The organism is Micromonospora sp. 4G55, from assembly GCF_016803375.1.
In genome coordinates this window covers 1-11,413 of record NZ_JAEVHN010000153.1, presented here as the reverse complement: position 1 = coordinate 11,413, position 11,413 = coordinate 1, and the positions used below count along the sequence as shown (strand labels likewise).

At 73.4% G+C, this 11,413-nt stretch carries 7 protein-coding genes and 3 pseudogenes; 6 read left to right on the top strand and 4 right to left on the bottom strand.

The genetic code is table 11. From position 1 onward, the window contains the following. Both JNW89_RS15100 and murJ read right to left on the bottom strand, forming a co-directional pair. On the bottom strand, window positions 1-750 hold a 750-nt coding region (locus JNW89_RS15100; RefSeq protein WP_238449408.1), incomplete at its 3' end, for a protein kinase family protein. 444 nt (window positions 751-1,194) lie between these two features. Beyond that, entirely contained in the window at window positions 1,195-2,937 is a 1,743-nt protein-coding gene (murJ, locus tag JNW89_RS15095) for a murein biosynthesis integral membrane protein MurJ (protein ID WP_238449407.1), read from the bottom strand. A gap of 128 nt (window positions 2,938-3,065) precedes the next feature. On the opposite strand from murJ, the gene JNW89_RS15090 reads away from it, so the two are divergent. Continuing rightward, the gene (locus JNW89_RS15090) at window positions 3,066-4,535 is read left to right on the top strand and encodes a CCA tRNA nucleotidyltransferase (protein WP_238449406.1); all 1,470 of its coding nucleotides are present in this window, start codon (window positions 3,066-3,068) and stop codon (window positions 4,533-4,535) included. 43 nt (window positions 4,536-4,578) lie between these two features. On the opposite strand, the gene JNW89_RS15085 is transcribed toward JNW89_RS15090, so the two are convergent. Further along, window positions 4,579-6,108 carry a flotillin family protein gene (locus tag JNW89_RS15085; protein WP_238449405.1) on the bottom strand — a complete coding sequence of 510 codons (1,530 nt, stop codon included), beginning with the start codon at window positions 6,106-6,108 and terminating at the stop codon, window positions 4,579-4,581. A 147-nt stretch (window positions 6,109-6,255) separates the two neighbouring features. On the opposite strand from JNW89_RS15085, the pseudogene JNW89_RS15080 reads away from it, so the two are divergent. The 5 genes and pseudogenes from JNW89_RS15080 to thiC form a co-directional block, all read left to right on the top strand. Beyond that, a pseudogene (locus JNW89_RS15080) lies at window positions 6,256-6,324 on the top strand (thiamine biosynthesis protein ThiS); the annotation flags it as partial. Next, a complete protein-coding gene (locus JNW89_RS15075; protein ID WP_238449404.1) occupies window positions 6,321-7,100 on the top strand; it encodes a thiazole synthase in 780 nt (259 codons plus the stop codon). The pseudogene JNW89_RS15080 and the gene JNW89_RS15075, both read left to right, overlap by 4 nt. A gap of 134 nt (window positions 7,101-7,234) precedes the next feature. Continuing rightward, a pseudogene (locus JNW89_RS15070) lies at window positions 7,235-7,826 on the top strand (thiamine phosphate synthase); the annotation flags it as partial. Between the two features lie 242 nt (window positions 7,827-8,068). Further along, window positions 8,069-8,857, top strand: coding sequence for a bifunctional hydroxymethylpyrimidine kinase/phosphomethylpyrimidine kinase (gene thiD / locus JNW89_RS15065; RefSeq protein ID WP_238449403.1), 789 nt, complete (start codon window positions 8,069-8,071; stop codon window positions 8,855-8,857). Between the two features lie 17 nt (window positions 8,858-8,874). Continuing rightward, window positions 8,875-10,467: a phosphomethylpyrimidine synthase ThiC gene (thiC, locus tag JNW89_RS15060; protein WP_238449402.1), complete on the top strand. Its 1,593-nt coding sequence runs from the start codon at window positions 8,875-8,877 to the stop codon at window positions 10,465-10,467. A gap of 58 nt (window positions 10,468-10,525) precedes the next feature. Here thiC and JNW89_RS15055 read toward each other — a convergent pair. Further along, window positions 10,526-11,413: pseudogene (locus tag JNW89_RS15055) on the bottom strand (hypothetical protein); the annotation flags it as partial.

Below are 11,413 nucleotides of genomic sequence, written 5' to 3'. Positions count from 1 at the left end.
CTGCCGGGGCGCGGCGATCGCGCCGCTGGCGTCCCGGACCGCGTCCGGGATCGCGGCCCGACCGTGCCCGGCGGTCGCGCCGGGCAGCGGGGCCTCGGCGTGCGGCCAGTGCCCGGTGAGGGCGAAGTAGAGGATGCCGCCGACCGCCCGGATGTCGTTCTCCTGGCTGTCCGCGCCGTCGGTGCGCGCGTCGGCCAGGACCACCCGGCCGTCATCGCTGATCATCACGGTGCCCGGGTGCACGTTGCCGTGCACCATGCCGGTGGCGTGCACGGCGGCCAGCGCGCTGGCGACGGCGTTGCCGATGGCGGTGGCCCGGGCCGGGTCCAGCGGCCCGTCGGCGACCATCTCGCGCAGGGAGTTGCCGTCGACCCACTCGCGGACGACGTACGCCCGCTCGTCCTCGTCGATCGCGTCGTAGACGCCGACCAGGTTGGGGTGGATGACCCGGCTCGCGGCCACCGCCGCCTGGAGCATCTCGGTGGCGGAGTCGCCGCCGGGGTAGCGCAGCACGACCGCGACCGGCCGGCGCAGCACCACGTCGACCCCCCGCCAGACCAGCCGCCCGGCGCTGTCGTTGTTGATGTGCTCGACCAGCTCGTACCGCTCGGCGAGGATCTCACCGGCCGTGGGAGCACCGAAGGTCATGACGGGCGGAGCACTCTCCTCCGCCTCCTGACCCTCGCCGACCTGGGTCACCCGTCCTCCCTCGGTGATCGTGTCGATCGATGGACCCGCGCTGCTGGGCATGTGGCTTCCCGCTCTGCCTTCGAAGGAACCGGCCGGCGTCTCGACGCGTACGTCGGCCACCTGCCGTATCCGTCGAGAGCGACCTTACCCGGACTGCCCATCATCCCGACATGTCATCTTCCCGCCGTGCCCGGCGACGTGCCGGATGTGGACGACCTCGCCCGGTTACGACCGTTGTCAGCCACGTTGCTGGCACATGTACTAGCCAATCTAGAGGTTGACCGCAAGTGATCGCAGCAGGGGCCGGCCCTGGTGTGGCGGTCCGCCGACGTCCTGTCAGGTTCCCTCCGAACGGCCCTCCATACTCAGCCGTACGGTTGGTTGTCCACAGGCTGATCCGGCAGCTGACCGGGGAAACGCGGAGTTATCCACAGCCACGTCCCCAGGTTGGTGATCCTCGTTCACGCTCCGTGCCGGGCGGCCGACCGCCGACCGGTCACCGGCTCAGCGGCCGAGCCGGCGGCGGACCATCCCGACGACCTCGGTGATCTCGCCGATCCGCAGCACCATGGCCAGCCCGAGGTAGGTCGCGCCGATCACCGCGCCGCCGATCACCAGCTGGGCCGCCGCCGCGAGCCAGCCCAGGTCGGCCGGGTCGCCGGGGAGCAGGCTGACCACCAGCAGGCCGACCAGCGCCGCACCGAGCGCGGCGACGATCACCTTGCCCATGGTGCGCATGATCCCGCCGAGCCCGATCCGGCCGACCCGCGGCCGCAGCAGCATCGCGGAGATGACGGCTGCCGCGACGTAGGAGATCGCGTTGCCGAGCATCATCCCGGCCGCCGCGAAGGTGGCCGAGAAGGCGATGAAGAGGCCCACCTGGAGCAGCACCCGCAGCGCCACCACCGGGATGTTGACCAGCGCCGGGGTCCGGGTGTCCGGCAGCGCGTAGAAGGCGAAGGTGAAGAGCTGGCTGATCGCGAACGGCACCAGGCCCACGGCTGCGACCAGCAGCACCGTCGACGTGGCGCGGGCGTTGTCGCCGTCGAAGGCGCCGTACTGGAAGACCACCCGGGAGATCGGGCCGGCCAGGACCGCGTAGCAGACCGCGATCGGGGCGAGCACCGCCGTCACCATCCGGGTGCCCCGGGACAGGTCCGCGGTCACGTCGCGGAAGCGCCCGTCCGCGGCGGCGGCGCTCATCCGGGGCATCAGCGCGGTGATGATCGAGACGGCGATGATGCCGTGCGCCATCATCAGCAGCAGGAAGACGTTGTTGTAGATCAGGATGCCGGCGCTGTCCTCGCCCGCCGCCCGGGTGAGCAGGTTGACCACCACGAAGAGGCCGAGCTGGTTGACCGCGACGTAGCAGAACATCCAGGCGCCGAGCTGGGCCAGCTCGCGCAGCCCCAGCTCGCGGAAGTCGAACCGCCACTTCCACCGGAAGCCGACCTTGCGCAGCGCCGGCAGCAGCCCGGCGGCCTGCACCGCCACGCCGAGCAGGGTGCCGCCGCCGACCAGCAGGATCTGGCCCACGCCCAGCTCGCCGGGCTTGAGCGCCTTTGCCCCGAAGACCAGGATGTAGAGCCCGAAGGTGCTGATGACCACCAGGTTGTTGAGGATCGGCGCCCACATCGGCGCGGCGAAGTGCCCCCGGGTGTTCAGCACCGCGGCGATCAGCGCGCTGACGCCGGTGAAGAACAGCATCGGCAGCATCAGGTACGACAGGTACGTGACGAGGTCGGTGTAGTCCGCGTCCTTGCCGCTGGCGTAGAGGGTGGTCAGCACCGGCGCCGTGAGCACCGCGAGCAGCGCGGCGGCGGCCAGCGCGATCACCGCCAGGGTGAGCAGCCGCTGCGCGTACGCCTCGCCCCGGTCCGGGTCGCTCTTGCGCCGGCGGACCAGCACCGGGATCAGCACGCTGGTGAGCACGCCGCCGAGCAGGAACTCGTACACCTGGTTCGGCAGGAACTGGGCGGTGGTGTACGCGTTGCCGATCAGGTTGCCCAGCGCCGCGCCGATCATCAGGTTGCGGATGAAGCCGGTACCCCGACTGATCAGGCTGCCGACCGCCATCACCGCGCTGTTCGCCGCGGCGCTGGCCTCCCCCACCTGCTCCGGCGGCGGCGCGGTGGCCTCCACCGCCGGCTGGTTCAGCGGCTCGGCGGAGATGAAGGTCGCCTCGTCGGTCGGCGGGATCGCACCGTCCGGCGTGGCGTTCGCGCTGCGGTAGAGCCCGCCGCTCATCTCCTGCCTCCAAGGGGGTACGTCGGAGCCGGACGACCGGCCCGCACGCCAAGACCTTAGTCAACGCCGTCCCCATACCCGCGCCCGGCGGATCAGATCCCGCCCCGGCCCGATAGGCTGGCGATCCCATGTCCGAAGCTGCCTCCGCACCCCACGCCGCCGACCGCCGCGAGCTCACCGCCGCGCAGCGCAACGCCGTCGCCGAACTGCTCCGCGTGTCCCCGGTCGCCGACGAGCTCGGTCGTCGCTTCGCGCGCGCCGGGCACGAGTTGCACCTGGTGGGGGGTTCCGTCCGCGACGCCCTGCTCGGCCGGCTCGGCGAGGACCTGGACTTCTGCACCGACGCCCACCCGGACCAGACGCTGCGGATCATCAAGGGCTGGGCCGAGTCGATCTGGGAGACCGGCCGCGAGTTCGGCACCATCGGGCTTCAGCGCGACGGGCTCCGGCTGGAGATCACCACCTTCCGCGCCGAGGCGTACGACCAGGTCAGCCGCAACCCGATCGTCGAGTACGGGACCAGCCTCACCGAGGACCTGCGGCGGCGGGACTTCACCATCAACGCGATGGCGGTCAGCCTCCCCGACCACCGGTTCACCGACCCGCACGGCGGCCTGGACGACCTCGCGGCCAAGGTGATCCGTACCCCCGGAACGCCGCGGGAGTCCTTCGGCGACGACCCGCTGCGGATGCTGCGGGCGGCTCGCTTCGCCGCGCAGCTGCGCTTCGCCGTGCACCCCGACGTGCACGAGGCGATGAGCCGGATGGCCGCCGACCTGGACCGGATCACCGCCGAGCGGATCCGGGACGAGTTCACCAAGCTGCTCTGCGGCGCCGACCCGATCACCGGGCTGCGGCTGCTGGTCGACACCGGGCTGGCCGAGCGCTTCCTGCCCGAGCTGACCGGGCTCAAGCTGGAGATCGACGAGCACGCCCAGCACAAGGACGTCTACGAGCACACCCTGACCGTGGTCAGCAACGCGGTCTCGTTCGAGACCGACGGCTGTGACTTCGTGCTCCGGATGGCCGCGCTCATGCACGACGTGGGCAAGCCGGCCACCAAGTCGGTCGGGCCGGACGGCCGGGTCAGCTTCCACCACCACGAGGTGGTCGGCGCGCGGCTGACCAAGGCCCGGATGAAGGCGCTGCGCTACCCCAAGGACGTCACCGCGCAGGTGGTCACCCTGGTCGCCCTGCACCTGCGGTTCTACGGGTACGGCCGGGGCGAGTGGACCGACTCGGCGGTGCGCCGGTACGTCACCGACGCCGGTGACCTGCTGTCCCGACTGCACAAGCTGACCCGCTCGGACTGCACCACCCGCAACCGCCGCAAGGCGGCCCAGCTCGCGGCGGACTACGACGCGCTGGAGGAGCGGATCGCCCGGATCGCCGCCGAGGAGGACCTCGCCCGGGTCCGCCCCGACCTGGACGGCAACGCGATCATGGAGCTGCTCGGCGTACCGCCGGGGCCGTTGGTCGGGCGGGCCTGGCAGTACCTCAAGGAGTTGCGCCTGGAGCGCGGCCCGCTGGAGCGGGACGAGGCCGAGGCGGAGCTGCTGCGCTGGGCCCGCGAGCAGGGCGTCATCGACCAGAGCTGACGCCGAGGGCGCCGTCGGAGTGGACGGCGCCCTCGTCAGCCGGTCAGCGGGTTTCGACCGCGCTGCCGTCGACTGCGGGCTTGCCGTTGCCCGCCGACCCCGAACCGCCGGTGGACGCCGAGCCGAGCCGGGCGAGCAGGCCGGGCAGGTCGATGCCGGTGAGGTCGGAGCCGAGCTGGAGGCCCTGCGCCACGTTGCCGGCCACCGACTTGGTCAGCGACGACGCGCCGTCGGTGGAGATGACGGTCATCTTGTCGATCGCCCCGATCGGGGCGCTGGCCGCCTCCACCACCTGCGGCAGCACCTTGACCAGCAGGTCCAGCACGGCCGCCTCGCCGTACGCGGCGAACGCCTCCGCCTTGCGGGCCATCGCGTCGGCCTCGGCCTGCCCCTTGGCCAGGATGGCCGCGGCCTCCGCCTGGCCCTCCCGCTCGACCGCCTCGGCGATCGCCGAGCGCCGGCGCTGCTCCGCCTCACCCTCCTTGGCACCCTCGATCGCGTTCGCCTCGGCGAGCGCGGCCCGGCGGGCCCGCTCGCCCTCACCGGTGAGCCGGGACTGCTCGGCGGCGGCCTGAGCGGCGGCGATGACGGCCTGCCGCTGCGCGTCGGCGTTGAGCACCGCCGCGTTGCGGGCCGCCTCGGCCTCCTGCTCCACCTTGTAGCGCGCCGCGTCCGCCGGCTTGCGCACCTCGGTGTCGAGCTGGCGCTGCTTCAGCTCGGCGTTGCGCTCGGCCACCTTCTGCTGCTCGGAGAGGATCGCCTGGTCCCGTTCCGCCTGGGCCAGCGGGCCGGCCGCCGCGGACCGGGCCTTGGCCGCGTCGATCTCGGCCTGGATCCCGGCCTGCTTGAGCGACAGGTTCCGGTTCGCCTCGGCGATCGCCTCCTCGGCGAGCAGCCGCTCCTGCTCGGCCTGCTGCCGGGCGCGCGCCTCGGCGATGGCCGCGTCCTTGAGCACCCGGGCGGCCTCCGGCCGGCCCAGGTCCTGCAGGTAGGAGCCCTCGGCGAGGATGTCCTGGAGCTGGAAGGTGTCCAGCACCAGCCCCTGGTTGGTCATCGAGTGCTCGGCCTCCTCGGCAACCGCGCTGGCGAAGGCCGCCCGGTCCCGGATGACCTCCTCGACGGTGAGCCGGCCGACGATCGAGCGCAGCGCGCCGGCCAGCACCTCGCGGGTGAAGTTGTCGATCTCGTCCTGCTGGTGCAGGAAGCGCTGGGCGGCGGCGCGGATGGCGTCCTCGGTGCCGCCGACCTTGACGATGGCCACACCGTGCAGGTCGGTGCGGATGCCCTGCTTGCTCACCGCGCCCCGGATGCCCACGTCGATGCGGCGGCTGGACAGGTCGAGCGACTGGAGCTTCTGCACCACCGGCAGCACGAAGACCGAGGCGCCGAGCACCACCTTCTGGCCGGACATGTCGGTGGAGCGACCGCCGTCGGCGGTCTGCGTGGTCCGGCCCTTGCGGCCGGTGACGATGAACGCCTCGTTGGGGCCGGCGACCTTGATCCGGGAGAGCACGAAGAGCACCAGCACGAGCGCCAGCAGGACCGCGCCGCCGACGGCGATAACAAGGGGCATGGGCAGTTCCGTCTCTGGGAAAGGGGGGTGAGGAGAGGAAGTGGTCAGTAGGTCTCGACGTGGACGCTGGTTTCGCTCAGCGCCTGCACCACGAAGATCTGCGCGCCGACCGGGATCGGGTGGTCGGCGCGGGCGTTGAGCTTCACCGGCTGGCCGGCGACCGTGCTGCGCGACGGCGACCGGGTCGAGGTGCTCAGCGCCGCCCAGGGCGGGTGAGCGGCGTGACGCTCACCATCGGCACCGTCACCCTCGGGTCGCGGCTCATCCTCGGCACCGGCGGCGCGGCCAACCTGCACGTGCTGGAGCAGGCCGTCCGGGCCTCCGGCACCGAGCTGGTCACCGTGGCCCTGCGCCGGGTGGACACCACCCCCGCCGCGGCCGGCGGGCTGCTCGACGTGCTGGACCGGTGCGGGGTGCGGCTGCTGCCGAACACCGCCGGCTGCTACACCGCCGGCGAGGCGGTGAAGGTGGCCCACCTGGCCCGGGAGGCGTTCGACACCGACTGGGTGAAGCTGGAGGTGATCGGCGACGAGCGCACGCTGCTGCCCGACGGGGTGGAGCTGCTGCGCGCCGCCGAGGAACTGGTCGCCGACGGGTTCACCGTGCTGCCGTACACCTCCGACGACCCGATCCTGGCCCGCCGGCTGGCCGACGTGGGCTGCGCCGCGGTGATGCCGGCCGGCGCGCCGATCGGCTCCGGGCTGGGCGTGACCAACCCGCACCACATCCGGCTGATCCGGCAGAGCGTGGCCGTGCCGGTGATCCTCGACGCCGGCATCGGCACCGCCTCCGACGCGGCGCTCGCCATGGAGCTGGGCTGCGACGCGGTGCTGCTGGCCAGCGCGGTCACCCGGGCCGCCGACCCGGTGGCGATGGCCACCGCCATGCGGTACGCGGTGGAGGCGGGCCGGCTCGCGTACGGCGCCGGCCGGATCGCCCGCCGCTTCCACGCCCTCGCCTCCACGCCCGACGAGGGAAGGCCCGACCTGTGACGGCGACGCGGCAGGTCGTCGACGGGCCGCCCGAGGCGGGCGGAGTGCGCGGTCCACGCCCCGTCGGAACGCGCCCGGACCCGCGTCGAGCCGGCTCGGGGCGGCTCGCCGCGACCGGACCCGCCCGTCCGGAGGTGCCCTCGGGCCTGGTGGTGCTCACCGACCGGTGGCAGGCCCGGCGGCCGCTGCCCGAGGTGGTCGCGGCGGCGGTGGCCGGGGGGAGTGCGCTGGGTGGTGCTGCGCGAGAAGGACCTGCCCCGCGCCGAACGCGCCGCCCTCGCCGCCGCGCTGCGTCCGCTCCTCGCCGAGGTGGGCGGCACCCTGATCGTCGCCGGCCCCGACCCCCTGGACGGCGACGCCGTCCACCTGCCGTCGGCCGGCCCCTACCCGCCACCGACCCTCGGCCTGGTCGGCCGCTCCTGCCACGATCGCGCCGAACTGGCCCGACTCACCACTGAGGACTACGCCACCCTCTCACCCGTCTTCCCCAGCAGAACCAAACCCGGCTACGGCCCACCCCTGCGGGCAGCCGGGCTCGCCGAGCTGATCCAGGCCAGCCCGGTGCCCGTCCTCGCGCTCGGCGGCATCGACACCCCCGACCAGGTGCACGCCTGCGTCCAGGCGGGCGCCGTCGGCGTGGCCGTGCTCGGCGCCATCATGCGAGCCGAAGACCCCACCCAGGCAGCCGCCACCCTGACCGAGGCCCTCCAGGCCGCCAGCCCTGCCACCACCGCCACATCAGCGGTCTCGGCGTTCCCGCCCGTCCCGATGCCGCGAAGCCGGCACGCCCGCGCGGAGGTCTCCGACATGGGGCTGCGGCCGACCGTGCCCACGCAGGGATCAAGCCTGACCGCCCGGAGTGGGCACGGTCGGCCGCAGCCCCCCACAGCGACACCCACAAACCCGGAAGGTCGGCCGCAGCCCCCCACCTCGACACGGCCACCGACAGCGATCACGGGAGAGAACCAGTGACCCCGACGACGGTCCTCACCATCGCTGGCTCGGACTCCGGCGCCGGCGCCGGCATCCAGGCCGACCTCAAGGTCTTCGCCGCCCTCGGCGCGTACGGCACCAGCGTGGTCACGGCCGTCACCGCACAGAACACCCGGGGCGTCGACGCCGTGCTGCCGTTGCCCCCGCGCACGGTCACCGAGCAGCTCGACAGCGTGCTCGGCGACTTCCGCGTCCGGGCGGTGAAGACCGGAATGCTCGGCACCCCGGCGGTCGCCGACGCCGTGGCCGAGGCGGCGAAGGCGGGCCGGCTGCCGTACCTGGTCGTCGACCCGGTGCTGGTCGCCACCAGTGGACACCCGCTCGGCGTGGTGGAGGCGGTCGAGCGGCTGCTGCCGTACGCGGAGGTGGCGACGCCGAACTGCGCGGAGGCCGCCGCCCTCACCGGACGCCCGGTGACCACGGTCGAGGAGATGGCGGTCGCCGCCGAGGCGATCGCCGCCGGCGGCCCGGCGCACGTGGTGGTGACCGGCGGTGACGTGGACGCCGGCGGCGAGTCGGTCGACGTGCTGTGCGGCGGCGGGACGACAATCCTGCTGCGCGCGCCCCGGGTGCGGACCCGGCACACCCACGGCACCGGCTGCTCGTTCTCGGCGGCGATCGCCGTCCGGCTGGCGGCGGGCGACCCGGTGCCGGTCGCGGTCGCCGCCGCCAAGGAGTACGTCACCCGCGCGCTGACCGGCGCGCGGGACTGGGAACTGGGCGCGGGACGCGGCCCGCTGGACCACTTCGGCTGGTCCTGTTGACCATCAGGGAGGCTGTCATGCAGGCACGTCGCAAGGTCTACGTCGAGGGGTCACGGCCGGACGTCCGGGTGCCGTTCGCCGAGGTGGAGCTGACCGGGGACAACCCGCCGCTGCGCCTCTACGACACCTCCGGCCCGGGCTCCGATCCGGAGGTGGGGCTGCCGCCGCTACGCGGCGGGTGGATCGCCGAGCGCGGTGACGTGGCCCCGGCGCGCGGTGCGGGCACGCCGTTGGCCGGGACGGACGGGAAGCGGCCCACCCAGCTCGCGTACGCCCGCGCCGGGGTCGTCACGCCGGAGATGGAATTCGTGTCGATCCGGGAGGGGATGGCCCCGGAGTTCGTCCGGGACGAGATCGCCGCCGGTCGGGCGGTGCTGCCGCTCAACGTCAACCACCCCGAGTGCGAGCCGGCGATCATCGGCAAGGCGTTCCTGGTGAAGGTGAACGCCAACATCGGCACCTCCGCGGTCACCTCGTCGGTCGCGGAGGAGGTGGAGAAGCTGACCTGGGCGACCCGGTGGGGCGCCGACACCGTGATGGACCTGTCCACCGGCAAGCGGATCCACGAGACCCGCGAGGCCATCGTGCGCAACTCGCCGGTGCCGATCGGGACCGTACCGATCTACCAGGCACTGGAGAAGGTCGGCGGCGACCCGGTGAAGCTGAGCTGGGAGGTGTTCCGGGAGACCGTCGTCGAGCAGGCCGAGCAGGGCGTCGACTACATGACCGTGCACGCCGGGGTGCTGCTGCCGTACGTGCCGCTGGCGGTGGACCGGGTGACCGGGATCGTCTCCCGGGGCGGGTCGATCATGGCGGCCTGGTGCCTGGCGCACCACGAGGAGAACTTCCTCTACACCAACTTCCGGGAGCTGTGCGAGATCCTGGCGCGGTACGACGTCACGTTCTCCCTCGGCGACGGGCTGCGGCCCGGGTCGATCGCGGACGCCAACGACGAGGCCCAGTTCGCCGAGCTGCGGACCCTCGGCGAGCTGACGACGATCGCCTGGGAGTACGACGTGCAGGTGATGATCGAGGGTCCGGGCCACGTCCCGATGCACAAGATCAAGGAGAACGTGGACCTCCAGCAGGAGTGGTGCCACGAGGCGCCGTTCTACACGCTCGGCCCGCTCACCACCGACATCGCCCCCGCGTACGACCACATCACCTCGGCCATCGGCGCGGCGATGATCGGTATGTTCGGCACCGCGATGCTCTGCTACGTCACCCCGAAGGAGCACCTCGGGCTGCCGGACCGGGACGACGTGAAGGCGGGCGTGATCGCGTACAAGATCGCGGCGCACGCGGCCGACCTGGCCAAGGGCCACCCCGGCGCACAGGCCTGGGACGACGCGCTGTCCAAGGCCCGGTTCGAGTTCCGCTGGTCCGATCAGTTCAACCTCTCGCTGGACCCGGAGACCGCCCGGTCGTACCACGACGCGACGCTGCCGGCCGAGCCGGCGAAGACGGCGCACTTCTGCTCGATGTGCGGGCCGAAGTTCTGCTCCATGAAGATCACCCAGGAGCTGAAGGACTACGCCGCGCGCGGCATGCAGGACAAGTCGGCGGAGTTCCTCTCCTCCGGCGGCCGGGTGTACCTGCCGATGGCCTGACCCTGAAACGACGCCGGTCCGGCGACGGCGGGTGCCGTCGCCGGACCGCTGTGCTTCCTCAGTCCCGGTGGTGCCGGCCGCTGGACCGCAGCGAGCGGCGGCCGCTCTCCGTCTCCGGCTCGTTGTCGGCCAGCGGGCGGCTCAGGCCGGCGACCCAGTCGACGTACTCCTCGTCCTGCGCGGCGAGCGGCTCCGCCTCCGGGTTCTCGGCCGGCGGTTCGGCCCCGCGCGCCTTGTTTCGGCGGAACAGGCTCCGCTTCGGCCGGGACCGGTCGGCCGCCGGCTCCGGCTCGACCTCCGACGACGGCTCGGCCCCGCGAGGTTGGGCACCGGGCATCTCGGCGGCGGGCAGGTCGGTCGCCCGGCTCGCCGTACGGGGGGTGCCGGGCCGGGAGTCGTCCGCGTCCCAGCGGAAGGTGACCGGCTTCGGCTCCTCCTCCGGACCGTGATCCGGGAAGGGCAGGTCGGCGCGGGGCGGCGCCGGCGCGGGGCGGGGCGCGGTGAAGGCGTTCCAGCTCGCCGCGCTGTTCAGGTCGGGCAGTTGGTGCCGGGGGCGGGGCGCCGGCTCGTTGGCGGCGGCGGAAGGGGCACCGGTGGGCGGGATGTGGCGCGCCGGGATGCCGTCCGCGCCCGACGCCCGTATGCCGGGCCGGGGAACCGGCGCGTCGCGGACGTCGTCCCTGTTGGACCCGGCCGCGGGGTACTCGGAGCGGGCCGAGTCGAGCGATGCCGGGTCGGACCGTGCCGGTTCGGACGCTGCCGGGTCGAACCGTGCCGGGTCGAGCGGTCCCGGGTCGAGCCTGGCGGGGTCGAGTTCCGGCCGGTCGAGGCGGTTCCGGTCGAGCGCCTGGTCGAGTCCGGGCCGGTCGAGCCTGGGCTGGTCGGGCGCGCGCTCAGGGTCGGCGGCCGGGGCGGTGTCCGCGCCGGAACGGGCGGCGGCGCCGAG

Bases quoted from the DNA above. Each gene is read 5' to 3' on its own strand.
- murJ (WP_238449407.1), bottom strand. From the start codon at position 2,937: ATGAGCGGCGGGCTCTACCGCAGCGCGAACGCCACGCCGGACGGTGCG.
- thiC (WP_238449402.1), top strand. From the start codon at position 8,875: ATGCAGGCACGTCGCAAGGTCTACGTCGAGGGGTCACGGCCGGACGTC.
- JNW89_RS15090 (WP_238449406.1), top strand. From the start codon at position 3,066: ATGTCCGAAGCTGCCTCCGCACCCCACGCCGCCGACCGCCGCGAGCTC.
- JNW89_RS15085 (WP_238449405.1), bottom strand. From the start codon at position 6,108: ATGCCCCTTGTTATCGCCGTCGGCGGCGCGGTCCTGCTGGCGCTCGTG.